An 18643-nucleotide genomic window follows, 5' to 3' on the forward strand; every position below is an offset into this window, starting at 1 on the left:
GCGAAGTACGTTAATTAACCCCCACTCGCCATAGCCGGGCGTTAGCCACAAAATAGCATACGTGAATGGCATACTATAGAGTCGGGGGATATAACGTATTTTATTCGGAAGATCGATTCCTAGAGGTAAACCAGCCTTTTCTTAGCGACCTGACAGCCCATGAGCTAATTAGTATGAAAATTCCTGGGGTGGACGGTAAACCCAACAAAAATGCGATAAAACTTCAAACTATTCACGTCGAAAAATTGCGAAAAGATTTTAAGAACCTCTCAAACCAAAATTTTATTCAAAAGTGGGTTGAATTTGATTTCAGAGATGAGAAAGCAAAAAATGTAGTTGGAGAAATTCTAGCCGACTACTTTGATATATACAAGAATGGCTGCCTAATTGATATCCGTACTTTTGACGATCAAGTAAATGATGATTTTACCGGACAAAATTTATCTTTCCCAATCGGAGAAAAAGTACACCTCCAATTCAGATTATCAAGGACACAGAATTTTGTTCAGCGACTTCTTAAAAGGAGACCTATGTTTAACGTCGTAATGAATTTGAAGCGAGTAAAAATAGTTAAGGGTGTTCTTACTGATTTTAAAATTGAAACTGACAATCAAATTTTTCAGTTTTCAGAGCATGTGGAAATTTCAAGTAGAAGCTAGGTCAAATGCTTACCTTTCAAAGGTTCTAATTCCGATGATATATGAAATTAGCCCCTAAACAAAAGAAGGAGTTAGCAGAGATAGTGTTATCCAACTCCATAGATTGGAACCACTTTGACGAGGTTCAAGTTGAAAATGCGGGAAAGGAATATATTCGGCTAATACACAAACCCACCGGCTTATTTTTTGAGCTATTTCACGACGTTTTATTTGAGAGAGCACATCAAAACATGGGAGGTTGGCATGTGTATTTCACTCCGGGCAGCGACTACTCTGCATATTCGTCTATTGAACTAATTAAAGGCTGGGATAACGTCAAGACAATATTTAAGTCGTGGATAGCACTTTTGCTGGATGAAATCCAAGCCAATGAATTTCTTAATGAAATTAAAGAATTAGCTGCCACACAAACAGATAAATCCGATTTTTCAGAGACTAAATTATTGAGTGAAAATGAAGTTAGTCGCCTCACAGCGGAGCTGCATTCACTCAAGCAAAATATTGACAGTCTACAACATGAAAATCAGAGGGTGGTTCAATCTCTTGAGAAGAAAATCGACTACCTGATAAATCGAGTTGACAAAAAATACCCAAAAATAGATTGGGTTAATCTTGCTATGGGCACCATAGTGTCTATGCTTTCCTCGGAAGCAGGTGATTTCATTAAATCGCATCCAGAGATTTTTGATCAAATAAAAATTTTCTTTCACTTGGTCTCAAATGGCAAATTTTTAAAATAAATGTGGCTAACACAACAGTAAAGTGAATGTAGGCTTCACCGTACGTCATAGGGCCGTTGGCTTGGATTGCCCGCCACAATTTATAATTTTAATGTCGCCGTGGCTAAGTGTCAGTGCAGGCAGAAGTGCATAAAACTCCCACACTCATCTTAGCGAGTCGTTGGGCATCATTGCTGAGCGGCAAACTAAACAGGGCTACAATGAATAAGATAGAGGCGGCCATAGACAAAAGTGATTATGAAATCTATAATGACTTTTTAAACATAAAAGTTGACGGACATTTTCTCGATGAATTTCTGGACGACAGGCGTGCTGGTTACGAACTCAAAGGAATGGTTCCGACTTTGCTTTTTTGGATGGAGCACTCAAATGAACGAGAGATAGTTTGGCAACGAATTTTACCCAACCCTAACGAGTCGACAGTATGTCCAATCCTGATGTGTCCTGATGACTGTGATTTCTCTGCACAATTGTTGTTGTTAGAATTACAAGGACAAACAATCTGATAACCTGGCACCAACTGGGCATCAATATAGCAAAAACGACTTTCGACAAACCAGAATTAGTAGGTAGCCAAGTTGACTGGTTCGAGGAAATAGAACCGTTGACTTTTGAACTGCAAAATTACCAGCAAGTTTTAGCCGAGTTTAGACGTCAATTTGTGGCGGACGAAAAAGCTTGGCAAGAACAAAATAAAACGAATGCCCAACACAAGGCTATAGCGAATGGGGGCTGTTCAGGTTAGTTGTGTGCAGCTGGCTTGGAATCTCCGCCACAACGCCTATTTTTATCTTCTGCGTGGCTAAGATGTAGTGGAAGCGGGGCTGCATAAAACTCCCACACTTACTTTACTGAGGCGTTAGCGAGCATAACTAGACGCACAAAATGCTGTATCAATTAGCTCTGATAATCTTCTTAACAGCCGCTGGCGATCTGACAGCGGAACTTCCGGGCTGGGCATCCAGACGTTTAGCTCAATTCTCAGAGAGGTTCGATCTAAGCAATCAGATGGAACCGACATTTATCGAACTCGACCTTGATGGCGATCAAAGAAAAGACGTGGCAATTTTCATGCGAAGAAAGTCAGACAATAAAACTGGAATTCTGTTTCTGTTTGACGGCGACGATGACCGGTTTTTTCTGGCGGGAGCTGGTGACTCCTTTGGCCCTGCAGGTGACAACTTCAATTGGGCGGACGAGTGGAGGATCTTTTTAAAACCGAAGGCTTGGCAGACAACATTTCTCCCAAATGGAGACGTCGACGGGACCAAAACGGTTGAGCTGAAGAACCCAGCAATTAGCATTCGGGAGGACGAGGGTTCTGGTGGACTCATCTACTTTGACGGAAGCAGATTTATCTGGATACATCAAGGCGATTAAAGCTCGCTAACACAACAGTAAAGTGAATGTGAGTTTCACCGGTTGTCAGAGGTCAGTTGGCTTGGAATGTCCGCCACAAAGTATAAATTTATTAGCGGCGTGGCTAAGTGCTAGTGGAAACGGAAGTGCATAACATTCCACCACTCATGTTAGCGAGGCGTACACACAAATCACCTACGTGCGAACATTCTTATTCATACTTTTTAGCATAGTTTGCTTCAAAGCACCTGGACAATGCATTGAAAAAGAATTTGTTGGCCCAAGTCATAAATTTGCATACCTGCTTAGGTTGGCTACAGACACTACACACAATAGCCGAATCGAACAAGATTTCTTTTGCGCATATCCAAATTCGGTTGACGAACTAAATGAGATATTTGGTGCTGACCAGCAAACAGGAATGCTTCCTTTAAACGGTGTCCATGATCGATTGAAAATCATCTTCTTTTTCTACCATCTTAGGACAATTGACAAGTCTGCATATTATAAAAAATACATAGACCTATGTGTGGACGGCGAGTGGCAAAATACTGACGACGTCGACGGATTTGGTCTCCTAAACAAACTTTTGGCAGACCCTTCGATGGTTGTGACGGAATTAGAGACACGGACGGATTCAGACATTCTCAACGTGTTTAGGCTATTGTTGAGTTGCACCAATGAGAAGGGTTTGAATACGAAATATACCGAGATTAACGAGGTACTAGCTAGGAACTCTCCTGCTTTAATGTCCCCATTATACAAAGCTTATAATGAAATTCAGACATCGACGCCTTGGAAGAGGGACTAAATGTTTGTAACACGCCGCTAACAATGAATGTGGGCTTCACCGGATGTCATAGGGAAGTTGGCTTGGAATCTCCGCCACAAAAGTTAATTTTAACATCGGCCTGGCTAAGTGCAAGTGGGCAGCGAAGTGCATAAAACAAACCCACTCGCCATAGCCAGTCGTCAAGAACAAAACACCACCAAACACTTTTTCTACCAGGTTACTCTCAGCCTCATAGCCAAGACCTACTCACCGCTTGTCGGTTGCCTCTCCTAAAAATTCCTATGTGACATACGAAATTTCGTATGTGATAGCCGAAAATTCCTATGCCATATCCGAAAATCTGTATGTGATAGCCGAAAATCGATAACTGACATCCGAACTTTCCGATATAGAAACCAAAATTTGGTAACCAACATGCAAATTTTCCTAAGTGACAACCAAAAATCCGTATGTAGTAGCCAAAAATTCCTATGTGACATACGAAATTTCCTATGTCACATCCGAAAATTCGTAACCAAGAACTGAATTTTCCTATCTGGAAACCGAAAATTGGCAACCAACAACCAATTTTTTCGATATAGAAACCAAAATTTGGTAACCAACATGCAAATTTTCATAAGTGACAACCGAAAATCCGTATGTAGTAACCGAAAATTCCTATGTGACATACGAAATTTCGTGTGTGATAGCCGAATTTTCCTGTCTGACATCCGAAATTCCGGATGTCAGCTACCAAAAGCTTGAAGTGATACAGAAAAATAGGTAACTGAAACCGGGTGAGTTTGAACCAGCTCCAAAATCAAGGAACCTCTTCCGAAAAATCACAACAAAGTTGCCATTGATCACGAACCGGAAAGCCAGATGAGTGAAAAAGATAGATACTGTGTGCAATCCTAAAAGAAAGAGGCTGCAAAAAACAGCCTCCTTCTGTGGTTAATCCAATCCTAAACGTATAGCCCTTTCAACGGGAGAATATCCAACATCTGACTCGGAAACAGACAACTCACCTTTTAACAACAAGGGCGGTTGTGCCATAAACTTAGGAGTACTTCCTCTGTGAGGTTGTGCTGAATGAACCAAAAACGGATGACACAAGTAAACCGTGCCTGCTTCACCAGTTGCATATACCGCTTTCCTTTTCGGCAAGTCGTCCAGCTTGTCGGCAAGTTCCATAAATGAAAGCCCGGAATCGCCCTCTTTTAACAAGAGCCGGGCAACGTCGATGTGCGACTCCTCATAAATGACGGTAGGTGCATCATTTTCGCTGACATCGGAATACAAAATCAACATCAATAAGGCCCGGCCCTTCGATTTGGCATTGACACGCCATTCAAGAAAATTGTCAGGGTCACTGCCCGGAAAGCTCGCATCTACGTGTTTGCCTGTATCAGTCGGTTGCTGATCAGATGGGAACCTTACGGGAAATGTTCCTACACTTCGGCATGGAATCCATTTGCCTTTACCAATCAATTGGTCAAAGATTGAATACAGCTTCGGCGAGTTTACCGAGTCAATAAATGGCTGCTGGGTATACATCCCCAAACGAATAACGGGCTCCGTCCAGGTGGAAGGAGCCGATTTGTCGCAGGGAAGATCGTTCCATAGGAGATCTAAAGCGGCTTCTGCAATTTCTTTAGGAAATGCATTGTCAATTCGGACAAACCCGCTGAGAATAAATTGCTCTATTTGCTTTTCAGTTAGTATTTCTGACATGATTTTTCTTTTAAAAACCACCCCACAGAGAGCAGCAAGTGACCGCCAACCCATGGGTTTGGTTTGAGATTAATAATAAAATTAATGATAGCTAGATAGGTGCGCTATGTAAAGAATATAGCGCATTGCTTAAGAACTAAGCCTGAAGAGGGTGTTATAGCATTACAGTCATTCTCATGTCATAAAATTAAAAAATCTTCATAATCCGGCAAAGCATGAAGGATGTCACAGTGCTGAAAGTGGATGATTTTGGGCCAGCTTTCAAAAAGTAACTCACTTCTGAGGTATGCGAACTGAAACACCTCTGATAATTAACCGATAGGCAAAGTGGTGAAATCGATTACTACCGCCTTATTCACAACTTGCAATCTCCTCCACAAAGCATAATTTTATCGCCGGCAGCCGTACGACGGTTGCAACTAAGGAGTTGTCGATAGCCAGAACGGACTTTTATACTGCGCCAAACAGAGTATTTTAAATGAAACCATTAGAACTCGCACTTTCAAAATCTAAACACTTAAGCAAGCAGTCCATTGGCTTATTTTCGACGTTTTGGACTAAAAGCAAAACCCTAAAACCGAGAGAGACGCTCATAGATTTCGACAGTCACGCCCCAAACTTATATTTTGTGGTTGACGGCTGCGTAAGGCTTTTCATAGTTGACGACCTGGGCGACGAAATAAATATTGGTTTTGGATATAGAGATTCCTTCATAACATCATTTCAGTCTTTTATCGAGGAAAAGCCTTCAATGCTAAGTATTGAGGCTGTTTTGGAAACTGATTTGATAAGTATCAGTAAAAAAAAATTGGCGCAGCTGACAAGTGAGAACAAAGAAATTGCCAATTGGTATCAATCGATGTTGGAGACAACACTTTCAGGGCACATTCAGCGACAAGTGGAATTACTCACACTCAAACCAGCCGAGCGATATGAAGTATTCATTAAAAGAAGCGGGCATTTAATCAATGCTCTTCCGCTGAAGTTAATTGCCTCGTATTTGATGATGACTCCGGAAACTTTGAGTAGAATAAGAGCGAAACTTTCTTGATTTCAATCAAGAAATATGAAATTCCATTGACTCAATCTTGCATAACTAAATTTTCAAAACAGTTATGCAACTAAAGAAAGGACAAAAGGCCCCGTTATTTGTAACCCACGACATTTGGGGAAATATCATTGATCTAAAGCTAATTGGAGACAAGAAGATTTTATTGTGCTTCTTTAGGTATGCAGAATGCTCCGTGTGCCAGCTGAGGGTTTCAGAAATAATGGGGGCTAAAACCAGGTTCAGTGAACAAGGCATTAAAGTCATTGCGGTTTTTCAATCGCCTGCCGAAAGTTTGAGACTAACTATAGCAGACAAACCACACTTTGACTTTGCAGTTATAGCTGATCCTGAAAGAGTTTTGTACGACTTATATTTTGTAAAACCTTCCTGGATCAAGCTGTTTAAAACTATCAACCTGAGCGGGGTAAAAAGAATTTTTAAGAGTATCAGAGCCGGTTTTAAACCAGGAGGAAAAGTAGAAGGGCTGTTTCATCAAATTCCTGCAGACTTCATTATTGACAGTAACAAAGACATATTAGCTGCTAAATACGGCAACAATGTGGTGGATCATATTCCACTAAGTGAAATATTGGCAGAACAAAATGGCTACAGCCAGAGATAACACACCGGCTTCATTTGCTTTTGTTAGATGCTGACAATTTGCTTCGCCCGTCCTGGTCTTGCTCCTGGCTCTTCCTCTGGTCAACAATTTTCACTACCTTTAATTGTTCAGAGGCCACGCAAGGCGCTGTTTAAGTTTATGGTGGAACTTACCCATGTGGCATTTACTACACATCCACGGGAAGTTGTTTTTTATACTCACTTATCAAATCCATCGGCAGTTCAGCCGCTGGACAATTTATCTTTTTACCTCAGTGATTAACAACACCTTTATGAAAAGTAAGACACCACTATTGAGCCTTTGCAGCACTTTCATCTTCGTGCTACTCCTTCACTCCGCCATGGCGCAGCCAGCTGCACTCGGGGTGTTCACCAACAATGCCGATGTAGGCGCCACAAAAACAGCCGGAAAAACCACCTACGACCCCGACAAACAGTCGTATACCATTTCGGGCTCAGGGCAAAATATATGGGGCCAGAAGGATGAGTTTCAGTATGCCTACCGCAAAATGACAGGAGACTTTATCCTCCGGGCAAACGTTGCATTTGTTGGTGAGGGCGTTGACCCACACAGGAAAATCGGCTGGATGGTAAGGCATAGCCTCGAAGTGAACTCCCCTTGTGTATCGGCAGCTGTGCATGGCGATGGACTTGTGTCGTTGCAGTTCCGTGAAAATCCACAGTCGGACATGGATCAGAAGGCGTTCGCCATGACCCACGCCGATGTCATTCAATTGGAACGAAGAGGGGACACCTTCATCATGTCGGCAGCTAAAATGGGCGAGCGGTTTTTTGAGGAGCAGGTATCGGGCATCGAGCTGGGCAACGAGGTGTATATCGGCCTGTCGGTTTGTGCTCACAACCCCGATGTGGTTGAAACGGCCACCTTCAAAAATGTGCGGGTGATTGTTCCGCCAAAGCCGGATTATGTACCCTACAGAGATTATATCGGCAGTCATATTGAGCTGATGGACGTCGCCACGGGTGATCGAAAAATTGTTTTCAGCGCAGATAACTCCTGGCAGGCACCCAACTGGATGGTAGACAACAATGTCTTTACGGTTAACTCAGATGGATTGCTCTATGATTTTGATTTGAGAACCGGAAAACCAACAAAACTGGAAACTGGCGCTGCCGTGAGAAACAACAACGACCATGTGTTGTCTTTTGATGGAAAGCAAATGGGCATCAGCAGTACCCCACCGGAAGACGGGCATTCCATTATTTTCACCATGCCCAGAAAGGGAGGCACTCCGAAACGGCTCACTCCAAATGGCCCCTCCTACCTTCATGGCTGGTCGCCAAATGCCAAAGAGCTGGTATACACTGCCGTGCGAGACAATGCATGGAATATCTTCAAAATACCTGCTTCAGGGGGCCAGGAGGTGCAGCTTACCAAAACTCCCGGCCTTGACGACGGGCCGGAATATACGCCGGATGGGAAATACATATACTTCAACTCCAATCGGACAGGCATAGGCCAGATTTGGCGCATGAAGCCCGACGGAAGCAATCCGGAGCAGGTGACGTTCGACGAGCTGAACGACTGGTTTCCGCACATTTCTCCTGACGGCAAATGGATCGTTTTTATTTCCTTCCCAAGAACGGTGGACTCAGGACAGCACCCGTTTTATAAGCACTGCTATATCCGGCTAATGCCGATTACCGGGGGTGAGCCAAAAATTATTGGCTATATTTATGGAGGCCAGGGCTCAATGAATGTGCCGAACTGGTCGCCCGACGGGAAACGCATCGCCTTCGTGAGCAACAGCGCTTTCCTGAACTACTAACCGGCAGGTAATTTGTGTCCAATGTCGTTTAGGAAAGGGGTGAAATATAATTGACAGTCTGAACCTTTTAACTAAACGGCATTGAATCTGTGTATATGAAAAATATAGCCTATTATCTATTCCCGCTCTTCATCCTTGGAGCTTGTAGCCCCGGAAAGGAAAAGACTGGCACGAGCCAGGCAGAAGCCATCGAACAGCAAACGATACGAAAAATAGATGTGCATGCGCACTACCGCTACGCCCGCCCCTACCTTTCCTCCTTTTTTCAGGATTGGATCATGCAGGCGGTGCTGGTGGATGTGGCTAAAGAGGATTCTACCGGCATCAACCGTAGCTGGGAACAGTATGTGGATATGGATATTGAAAACCCCGGGGTATTTTACCTGTGTAGTTCACTGGTGGGTGTGGGTATTGATGACCCGGACTTTGCCACCAAAAACATTGAACGGCTGAAAAACGAGATTGCCACCGGTGCCAAAATGGTGAAGGTGTGGAAGAACTTCGGTATGGTGACCAAAGACGGCAGCGGGCAGTTCATCCAGATTGACGATGCCCGTCTTCAGCCTGTTTGGGATTTTCTAAAGGAAAACGGCATCCCCGTCATGGCCCATATAGGTGAGCCGGTGCAGGCATGGCGGCCGTTGGACAACCCAATGAATCCGCACTACGAGTACTACAAAAACAATCCGCAATACCATGCGTTCGCCCATCCTGAAATCCCAAGCTATGAAACCATCATTGCTGCCCGTGACCGGTGGATTGCAGCAAATCCGGATTTGCCCATTTTGTGCGCCCACATGGGCAGCATGTCGCACAACGTGGATATGGTGGCTGAGCGCCTGGACAAATATCCAAACATGATGGTTGAGCCTGCTGCCCGGTTTGGCGACCTGGCCAGCCAGAACAGCGACAAGGTGAAGGCCTTCTTTGTGAAGTACCAGGACAGGATCATGTTCGGCACCGACTTCGGGAATTACGATTCGGCAGTGGACTGGACAGCCGAACAGCTCGACGCTGAGCAGAAAGACCTCGATGCCACTTACAACGACCTGTGGCGGTACCTAAGCACCACCGATTCGCTGGTCATCAGGAAGCAGCATACCAGGGGCCTGGGCCTACCCAGGGAGGTATTGGAAAAGGTTTACTTTCAAAATGCTAGTAATTTCCTGGGGCTTGAATAAATAGCACTGCAGCAGTTTCTCTTTTGGAGCCAATGCCGCCTCACATTTTCCTCACATTCTAAAAAAGTGGTCTTTCTGTACCAATTTAAAAGACTGTTATCCAATTTGGGTCTTCAGGGGCTAATTTTGAGAATGCTTCTAAGGAAATACCTTTTGTGTATCGCAGCAGTGAAAACAGGAAGAAATTTAGAATCTAAGTTGTTTTGGCCACAAAGGCCATAAGAAAAGACTGATAAACAGCACTTGCATAGAAATCAACTAGTCAACATTAACTCAAAATCCGAAACTCAAAACTTTAGTGTCTTCGTGCCTTTGTGGCAATTCTCAAAAACCTAAAGGAATGTTAAAGGCACAGGGTAAAGCTGCTAACAGCAATTGAACAAAACCTTACTACTCAGCCTCCAATTGTGTTTCTCAGGCACAGTTTCTCTGAAGTCAAACAAAATTTTCGAAGTAGATCAACACCAGGTTGAGTTATGCAACATCCCCCAAAAAAACCCAGGGTATCACAACGCTGAAAAAAAGGAATAGTACCCAGTCAGGTTCTCTTTTGGAGCCAGGGCCCCTGTGATGGCCTTGCTTAAAAGCCGCCGACGAGCTTTCCTAATGCAAACTCTTTACCTCGCTGGCAAGCTTCTGCAAAGTGTCTTTGGCATTGCCGAACAGCAACCTGGTTTTGGGATCAAAGAAGAGTTCGTTTTCGATGCCAGCATAGCCCTTGCCCCTGCCTCGCTTCATTACAATGATGTTCTTAGCAAGGTGCGCATTGATGATAGGCATGCCTGCAATGGGGCTGCCCGGGTTATTGATGGCCGCCGGATTCACGACGTCGTTGGCACCTATGACCACTACCACGTCGGTGTTGGCTATTTCGGTGTTGATGTCATCCATCTCCACCAGTTGGCTGTAGGGCACGTCGGCTTCGGCAAGCAGCACATTCATATGCCCGGGCATGCGGCCGGCCACTGGGTGGATGGCATAACGCACATTGGCTCCCTTCTCAGCCAGCAACATGTCGAGTTCATGACAAACGTGCTGTGCCTGCGCCACTGCCAGGCCGTAGCCAGGCACTATCACCACACTTTTAGAATAAGAAAGCAAAATGGCAGCATCGCTCATGCTGATTTCCTTCATGTCGCCTTCGGGTCCGGCACCGGCACTTGCTCCTGCCCCGCCAAACGCCCCCAGAATTACGTTGAGCAGCGACCGGTTCATGGCATTGCACATGAGCACGGTGAGGATGGTGCCTGCGGCGCCCACCAAAATACCTCCCAGGATCATTGCCTGGTTGCCGTAAATAAACCCAGCCATGGTAGCTGCTATGCCTGTGAGGCTATTGAGCAGAGAAATAACAACGGGCATATCGGCACCGCCGATAGGCATAACGAAAGTGACCCCGTACACCAATGAAATGCCGAGCAGCAGGTACAGCGCCCAACTCAGCTCGTCCGCTGTTTGGCCTGACGCCATCATGTAAGCCGACAGCCCGACCACTACAAGCAGTAGAAGCAAATTCAGGTATTTCATCCAGCCGGACACGGTGTCGCCAACTTTTCCGTCGAGTTTACCGTAGGCCAGCATGCTACCACTGAAGGCAACACTTCCCACTATCAGTCCCAACAGTGTGGCCAGCGCCGAGCCCACATTGCCCATGTCGGTATTCGGAAACTCCAGCATCGCCACCAGGGCCGAGGCTGCACCGCCCGTGGCATTGTAAAATGAAACCATCTGGGGCATTGCCGTCATCTGAATGCGCAATGCCATCACCCAGCCCAATACGGTGCCAACTCCAAGCGCCGCCAGAATGATCCACACATTGGCCAGTGGAATAGCCTCTCCCTGGCTGTTTTTGTGCAGCAGCAGGGTGGTGACCATAGCCAGAAACATACCGGCAGCCGCATAAAAATTTCCCTTTCTGGCCGTTTCCGGATGGCTCAGCAGCCTTAAGCCCACCACAAAGAGAAGAGCGGCCAGCAAATAGCTTAGTTCGAGCAAAGCCCCGCCCAGGGTGAAATCGACACCATTTAAACTCCCAATTACCTGATCCATAGATGGTTTATTTCTTTTTCTTTTTGAACATCTCCAGCATGCGGTCCGTCACCACGAAGCCGCCGACCACATTGAGTGTGGCAAAAATGATAGCGAGAATCCCCAAAATCAGCTCCAGCGATGCTTTTGATGCATCGGCGTGGCCAACGAGGATAATCCCGCCAATAATGATGACACCGCTTATGGCATTAGCTCCCGACATAAGCGGGGTATGCAACACGGATGGCACGTTGGAAATCACTTCAATTCCCAAAAAAACCGACAAGGCGATGATGAAAATGGCCTCTCTATAGGTGAAAAAGAAAACAAATACCTGCTCCATTAAATATCAATTAGCTCTCCAAAAAGTGATTTTACCCGGCTATTCAAAACTTCCCCTTTGTGGGTGATGCACGTGCCGGCCACGATGTCATCTTCGAAATTAAGATTGAGCGACCCGTCGTCGGCAATCAGCAGTTCGAGAAAATTAAAAACGTTTTTTCCGTACATCTTGCTGGCATCCACCGGCATCATCGAAGGGTAATTTGATTGCCCGATGATTTTCACACCATGATGCACAACGGTCTCATTGTCCTGCGTCAGCTCACAATTGCCACCACTTGAAGCCGCCAAATCGACAATCACAGATCCGGGCTTCATTCGCTCCACTGCCTCTTTGGGCAGAAGAACTGGCGCTTTTCTGCCTGGAATCTGTGCTGTGCATATCACCACGTCAGCTTTCGCAGCATGGTCGTTGATGGCCTGCTGCTGCTTTTGTTTGAATTCTTCCGTTTGTTCTACAGCATATCCACCTGCCGCAGCGTCTTCTTTGGCCCCTTCCACTTCCACAAACCGTGCTCCCAGGCTCATCACCTCCTCTTTCACTGCCGAGCGCACATCGAAAGCCTGCACCTGAGCGCCAAGCTTTCGGGCAATCGCTATGGCTTGAAGGCCTGCTACTCCCGCTCCCAGCACCAATACCGTGGCCGGGCGGATGGTGCCTGCTGCAGTCATGAACATGGGGAAAAAGTTGGGCAGTTGACTGGCACCTTCCAGCACGGCTTTGTAACCTGAAACAGTAGCCATCGATGAAAGTACGTCCATTGCCTGCGCCCTCGACGTCCGGGGTATAGAGTCCATACTGAAGCTGGTAATTCCCTTTTGGAGAAACTGCGTCACAAGGTTTTTATTCCAGAGGGGGTTGTACTGGCTCAGCCATATCTTATCGCTCCCCAACTGCTCAACCAGCTCCGGCGATGGCTCACCGATTTGCACAAGCAAATCAGATTTAGTCAACACTTCTTCTCGTGAAACTATCTCCGCTCCTGCTTCCTCGTATAATTGATTGGATTGAAATGCCGTTAACCCTGCATCTTTTTCTACAAAAACCCGAACTTTCTGCTGAACCAATCTGGCTGCGATTTCCGGTAAAAAAGCGATTCTCTGTTCATTTCCGCTTTCTTTTAGAAGGCCTACAATCATTGTTTTGCGTTATTAGCTATAGGGTGTACTATTATTCTCAAGGCAAATGAACCGCATGGCTCAAAAAGCCTTGCAATCGTATCACTCACCGACTTTCAAGTCACTTTCGCATCATTTACTAGTAAATATGCGGTAAAAAATTCCAAAGTTTTCAATTATCATTTGGGCACCACCGTCATGTGCACCCACTTTCCTTATCCCTCAACCTACGATAATAGCTTCAATGTGAGTCTTTTGCAATTATTTCGCTCACTTATGACATTGCGCTTCCCTTTACAGACGCAGTTTGACCAGCTACCATGTACAGCAGTCAGCTATTTTAAGATTTCTCTACTCGTTTCTGTTTAACGAACGGATTATTTCCACTACTTTCCTAAACGGCCTTTAAACATCACAAGGCTGGTGACGCAAGAAACTACTGCACAACGAATCGACTATGGCCAGCAATAACTTTAATATTCAGGGTCTTTCAGCTAAAGAAGTCTTCGAAGCCAGGAAAAAGCATGGTGCCAATACACTGAACTACAAAAAGGAGAGCGGCCTAATCGAAGCGCTCAAAAGCATCGCCACAGAGCCCATGGTGGTGCTGCTGCTGGTTGTCTCTTCCATTTATTTTTTCACCGGCAATGTTGGTGATGGCCTTTTTCTGGCGGCGGCCATTGTGCTCGTAGCAGGCATTTCTCTGTACCAGGACTCCCGCAGCCGCAACGCCCTGGAGAAGCTCAAGAACTTCACCCAGCCTATGTGCAAGGTGATAAGAGACGGCGAAACGATAGAAATAAAAAGTGAGGAACTGGTGGTGGGCGACAGCCTGATGATTGAAGAGGGTAATACCATTGCCGCAGATGGCATCATCGTGCATTCCAACGATTTTTCAGTCAACGAATCAATTCTCACGGGCGAGTCGATGGCAGTATATAAAGATGCTGCCAAGGAAGATAACAAGGTTTCACTAGGCACAACAGTTGCCAGCGGATTGGCCATAGCCACTGTTACCGCCATTGGCAACGCCACTAACCTCGGTAAAATTGGCAAAAGCCTCGAAGACATCGCTGAAGAAAAAACACCACTGGAAAAGCAGATAACCAATTTTGTTAAGAAGATGGTGCTGATCGGCGCCATTGTCTTTCTGGTGGTATGGGCCATCAATTATTTCCGGTCGTACAATGTGCTCGACAGTCTATTGAAGGCACTGACACTGGCCATGAGCATTTTGCCTGAAGAAATACCCGTGGCCTTCACCACATTTATGGCGCTGGGTGCCTGGCGACTGATGAAGCTTGGCATAGTGGTGAAGCAGATGAAAACTGTGGAGACACTGGGTAGCGCCACGGTGATTTGCACTGACAAAACCGGCACACTTACCGAAAACAAAATGAGCCTGGCAAGGTTGTTTGTGCTGTCTTCACAGGAAATAGCGGATGCTAGTCAGCCACTTTCAGCAGATGCCCAGTCTCTTGTTCGGTTGGCCATGTGGGCCACCGAACCCATCCCTTTCGATCCTATGGAGGTGGCGCTGCACGAAGCTTACGGTAAGTTTATGGTAACCGATGAGCGGCTTGTATTCAACATGGCGCATGAGTATCCGCTGGGTGGAAAACCGCCCATGATGACGCATATTTTTGAAGATGGCAATGGTAAAAGAATCATTGCCGCCAAGGGTGCCCCCGAGGCGATGATTGCTGTATCTGGCCTGTCGGCAAGTGAAAAGGAGCAAGTGCATGAAGCCATTAACACCCTGGCAAAGGATGGTTACAGGGTGTTGGGGGTAGGCGAAGCCAGCTTTAATGGCAACGACTTCCCTGCTACTCAGCAGGAGTTTTCCTTTTCTTTCAAAGGTTTGGTGGCTTTTTACGATCCGCCAAAACAGAATATCCCACAGGTGCTCGAACAGTTTTACGCCGCAGGTATCAAGGTGAAAATTGTGACTGGAGACAATGCCCTCACTACGGGGGCCATTGCCCGACAGGTTGGGTTTCGTGGTTTCGACAAAAGTATCAGCGGCGATGAGTTGATGCAGCTAACGGAAGAGGAGCTGAGAGAAAAAGTGGAAGATATGCAAGTATTCACCCGCATGTTTCCCGAGGCCAAGCTGAAAATTATCAACGCACTGAAAGCAAGGAATGAAATTGTGGCCATGACGGGCGACGGTGTCAACGACGGGCCCGCATTGAAAGCCGCTCACATTGGCATAGCCATGGGCAAAAAGGGCACCGAGATAGCCAAACAAGCGGCTTCTCTTATTCTACTGGAAGATGATCTTTCGAAAATGTTGGAAGCTGTAGCCATGGGACGAAAAATCTACACCAACCTAAAAAAAGCCATTCAGTACATTATTTCCATTCATATCCCTATCATCCTTACTGTGTTCCTTCCATTGGCCCTTGGCTGGATCTATCCCAATATTTTCTCGCCGCTGCACATCATTTTGCTCGAGCTGATTATGGGCCCTACGTGCTCTATCATTTATGAGAACGAGCCAATGGAAAAAAACATGATGATCAAAAAACCACGGCCTTTCACCAGCACCTTCTTCAACTGGAAGGAACTGACAACAAGCGTGGTGCAGGGCTTGGCGATTACAGCGGGGACCTTGTCGATCTACCAGCTGGCCGTCCACGGAGGAGCCAACGAGGAAGTGACCCGTACCCTGGTTTTTGTGACTCTCATTTCGTCCAATATCTTCCTTACACTTGTCAATCGCTCTTTCTATTACTCTGTCCTCACTACGCTGGCGTATAAAAACAACCTCGTTGGCCTGATCATTGGCGCCACTGTGGCAATTACAGGCCTACTGCTCTTTGTGCCTCCACTGACAAATTTCTTTGGTTTTGATAATATCAGTGCTGTGCAGCTTTTGACAAGCGTGGTCATCGGTCTCTTGGCGGTGATTTGGTTTGAGATGATAAAGTGGAGGTCAAGAGTAGCCGCTAAAACGGTCTAGTCTTTTAGAACGGATACCCAATCGCAAAATTCAGCACCGGGTTTTTCCAGTCAAAACCAAACCGCTCTCCTTTGGGAAGGTAGGGTTTTTGAATAGGCGCTGCCAGGTCGAGCCTGATCACAAAGTTTTGAATATCGACCCGCAAGCCGGTTCCGAAACCAACGCCCAGCTCCCGGATAAAATCGGAAGTGAACTTACCGCCCGGTAAGGAGGCATTCTCGTTGGTCAGCCAAACATTGCCGGCATCGGCGAACACGGCACCTTTTAGAAACGAATAGATGGGGAAACGGTATTCAAGGTTGGCTTCCAGCCGGATATCACCAGCCTGATCGAAGAAAGACCCTACACTTTCACTATCAGGCTTATAGGTGCCCGGCCCCAGCGATCTCACCCTGAATGCCCGTACGCTGTAAGGTCCACCGGAAAAGTACTGTTTGGAGAATGGAAGTGTGACCGAATTGCCAAATGGAAAGCCAAACCCTGCAAAAACCCTGGCCACCAACTTTTGGGTCTTGCTGAGGTATCCGTAGTACTGAACATTGATATCGCTCTTGTAATACTGGGCATACTCAAGCCCAAAGAATGTATTTTTCTCACGCTGCGATGTTAGCTTGTTGAGTAACCCCAACCCGTTGCCAGCCATGTCCACATTCAAAGTAACAAAGAAGGGGTTCCGGATGCCTGAGCTCATCAACTCGTTGTAAGTGAAGGTATAAGTCAGGCCTCCAATAAACTTTTGGTCAAAGCTACTTCTCAAGAAATCATTCTCCGCAAGGATTGCGTCAAATTCAGGCGTCGTTTTGGCCAGGTTCACAAAGTTGATGCTGATGGGATTGAGTTCGTGATAAACATATCGGGTGGCATTCCAGCTATAACCAAACGTGCTTGTGAGCGATTGCAGGACATAAAGCTTACTTCTGTTCAAGTACTCCACCCCGGTGCTAAACTTGGTCTTGGGCACAGCATATTTAAAATCCCGCACTATTTCAACAGGAAACAAAAGCCTGGGAAATACCAGATCGCCCTTTAGGCCCAATTGAATACTCTTTAAACCCGTGTTGTCACCTTTGATTAGCTGCTGCTCATAGCCAGCTTTGCCGGTCGCACTCAGCGTTTCTCCTCCACGGAAAAGGTTGCGGTTGCTGTAAGTAAGCGACAAAGACGGCCCCACAAAGTTGTTGGACTTGGTGACACCCTGAAGTTCTGCTCTCAAAGCTCGCTTTTTCAAAGGAGACAGATAGATATTAGTGGCCAGTTGACCCAACGAATCGCTCGCATTCGCCTCTCCGACCTCATCATACTGAATATTCACAAACTTATAGCTACCGATAGAAGACAGCCGGTTGCTCGTCCGCCGTGAGTCGGTGGGATTATACCTCTTCCCTTTTTCAAGCAAAATATAAGGAGCCAGCCGCCTGGGTTGGAAAAAAGCAGAATCCTGAATATAGTTGATTCCCGAAAGCGTTACAGTGTCATTTTTCACTCCTTCGTTTAGTGAATAATGCGGAAACACATTGATGGAGGCAACCTCGTAAGGGATTACCGACTTATGAGGCACATCTCTTTTTAGCCTGAGGTAGAGGTCGACGGATTTATCATTGTATCCATTGGTGTCGGCTTCAAAAATGAGAAAGTCTGCGTTGAAATTGTAGTAGCCTTTGTCCTTCAGAAAAAAGTCAATCCGATCCCGCTCCACTTTGAAACGCTCCAAATCAAACCTGCCTCCGGGTTTAACAAAGCCACTGCGATTCATATACTTGCTAATCTCTTTGTAAATCGGCAGAGAGCCGCTGTCCAGCTGATAGCTCTTGATAGTGTAAGGGGCGTCTACATGAACCGTGTACTTAACGGAGCCGGTATGTTTGCCTTTTTTTTCCACCGAACTAATCTCACTTCTGAAAAAGCCCCGGTTTTCAAGGCGATTGTTGACAAGCTCCTCCACCCGAAGCGGATTAACGTCGGAGAGATAAACAGGCTCCTCGCCTATCTTTTTATTCAGAAAGCGGTAGTAAAGGCCGGGGTGTTTCCTTTGTGCTTTGTAGTGAGCCAGCAGCCCAAGGCGAACCCCAAGTATTTTAGAGTTGGGCTCGGGCCTCATCACAGTTTCCAGCTCCTCTTCAATGTCGCTTAGCTGATCCACTTTGGTTTCGGCAGTCAAGTCAATTTTTGACCCGGTATAAAGCAACTCGTCCTCCGGGATATACTTTTTTACCCTGCAGGAGGACGCTCCAAGCAAGGCGCTTAGCATAAAAAATACCGATATCTTAATCAATAACTTCAAT

Annotated in this window: 14 protein-coding genes; 9 read left to right on the forward strand and 5 right to left on the reverse strand. The window is 46.0% G+C overall.

Annotated elements, in window-relative coordinates; translation table 11 throughout:
• The first annotated feature begins 65 nt into the window (after window positions 1–65).
• The 4 genes from AAC052_RS02270 (at window position 66) to AAC052_RS02285 (ending at window position 2779) form a co-directional block, all read left to right on the forward strand.
• Window positions 66–659 (forward strand): hypothetical protein, encoded by a 594-nt coding sequence (locus AAC052_RS02270; RefSeq protein ID WP_339810613.1) that lies wholly within the window; start codon window positions 66–68, stop codon window positions 657–659.
• Window positions 660–700: 41 nt separating this feature from the next.
• Window positions 701–1399, forward strand: coding sequence for a hypothetical protein (locus AAC052_RS02275; RefSeq protein ID WP_339810615.1), 699 nt, complete (start codon window positions 701–703; stop codon window positions 1397–1399).
• Window positions 1400–1599: 200 nt separating this feature from the next.
• Complete coding sequence (locus AAC052_RS02280) at window positions 1600–1905, forward strand: hypothetical protein (protein ID WP_339810616.1); 306 nt, start codon at window positions 1600–1602, stop codon at window positions 1903–1905.
• A gap of 502 nt (window positions 1906–2407) precedes the next feature.
• Window positions 2408–2779, forward strand: a complete 372-nt coding sequence (locus AAC052_RS02285; protein WP_339810617.1) for a hypothetical protein — start codon at window positions 2408–2410, stop codon at window positions 2777–2779.
• 1705 nt (window positions 2780–4484) lie between these two features.
• Here AAC052_RS02285 and AAC052_RS02290 read toward each other — a convergent pair.
• Complete coding sequence (locus AAC052_RS02290) at window positions 4485–5264, reverse strand: phytanoyl-CoA dioxygenase (protein ID WP_339810619.1); 780 nt, start codon at window positions 5262–5264, stop codon at window positions 4485–4487.
• Window positions 5265–5742: 478 nt separating this feature from the next.
• Here AAC052_RS02290 and AAC052_RS02295 point away from each other — a divergent pair, with 478 nt between their 5' ends.
• The 4 genes from AAC052_RS02295 (at window position 5743) to AAC052_RS02310 (ending at window position 9907) form a co-directional block, all read left to right on the forward strand.
• Complete coding sequence (locus AAC052_RS02295) at window positions 5743–6315, forward strand: Crp/Fnr family transcriptional regulator (protein ID WP_339810621.1); 573 nt, start codon at window positions 5743–5745, stop codon at window positions 6313–6315.
• A gap of 64 nt (window positions 6316–6379) precedes the next feature.
• Window positions 6380–6937 (forward strand): peroxiredoxin-like family protein, encoded by a 558-nt coding sequence (locus AAC052_RS02300; RefSeq protein WP_339810624.1) that lies wholly within the window; start codon window positions 6380–6382, stop codon window positions 6935–6937.
• Between the two features lie 271 nt (window positions 6938–7208).
• Window positions 7209–8726, forward strand: coding sequence for a biopolymer transporter TolR (locus tag AAC052_RS02305; RefSeq protein ID WP_339810626.1), 1518 nt, complete (start codon window positions 7209–7211; stop codon window positions 8724–8726).
• Between the two features lie 95 nt (window positions 8727–8821).
• Window positions 8822–9907 (forward strand): amidohydrolase family protein, encoded by a 1086-nt coding sequence (locus AAC052_RS02310; protein WP_339810629.1) that lies wholly within the window; start codon window positions 8822–8824, stop codon window positions 9905–9907.
• Window positions 9908–10510: 603 nt separating this feature from the next.
• On the opposite strand, the gene AAC052_RS02315 is transcribed toward AAC052_RS02310, so the two are convergent.
• Genes AAC052_RS02315 through AAC052_RS02325 form a run of 3 tightly spaced genes read right to left on the reverse strand, consistent with a single transcriptional unit; the run spans window position 10511 to window position 13417 of the window.
• A complete protein-coding gene (locus AAC052_RS02315; protein WP_317490149.1) occupies window positions 10511–11956 on the reverse strand; it encodes an NAD(P)(+) transhydrogenase (Re/Si-specific) subunit beta in 1446 nt (481 codons plus the stop codon).
• Between the two features lie 7 nt (window positions 11957–11963).
• Window positions 11964–12278 carry an NAD(P) transhydrogenase subunit alpha gene (locus tag AAC052_RS02320; RefSeq protein WP_317490148.1) on the reverse strand — a complete coding sequence of 105 codons (315 nt, stop codon included), beginning with the start codon at window positions 12276–12278 and terminating at the stop codon, window positions 11964–11966.
• Complete coding sequence (locus AAC052_RS02325; RefSeq protein WP_339810631.1) at window positions 12278–13417, reverse strand: Re/Si-specific NAD(P)(+) transhydrogenase subunit alpha; 1140 nt, start codon at window positions 13415–13417, stop codon at window positions 12278–12280. Before AAC052_RS02325 ends, AAC052_RS02320 begins: the two co-directional genes overlap by 1 nt.
• A gap of 436 nt (window positions 13418–13853) precedes the next feature.
• Between AAC052_RS02325 and AAC052_RS02330 the strand changes: the two genes are divergently transcribed.
• Complete coding sequence (locus tag AAC052_RS02330) at window positions 13854–16361, forward strand: cation-translocating P-type ATPase (RefSeq protein ID WP_339810632.1); 2508 nt, start codon at window positions 13854–13856, stop codon at window positions 16359–16361.
• Between the two features lie 4 nt (window positions 16362–16365).
• On the opposite strand, the gene AAC052_RS02335 is transcribed toward AAC052_RS02330, so the two are convergent.
• Window positions 16366–18642 (reverse strand): BamA/TamA family outer membrane protein, encoded by a 2277-nt coding sequence (locus tag AAC052_RS02335; RefSeq protein WP_339810634.1) that lies wholly within the window; start codon window positions 18640–18642, stop codon window positions 16366–16368.
• Window position 18643 lies beyond the last annotated feature (1 nt).

Origin of the sequence: uncultured Imperialibacter sp., from assembly GCF_963974565.1 — a bacterium.
Classification (GTDB): Bacteria; Bacteroidota; Bacteroidia; order Cytophagales; family Cyclobacteriaceae; genus Imperialibacter; species Imperialibacter roseus.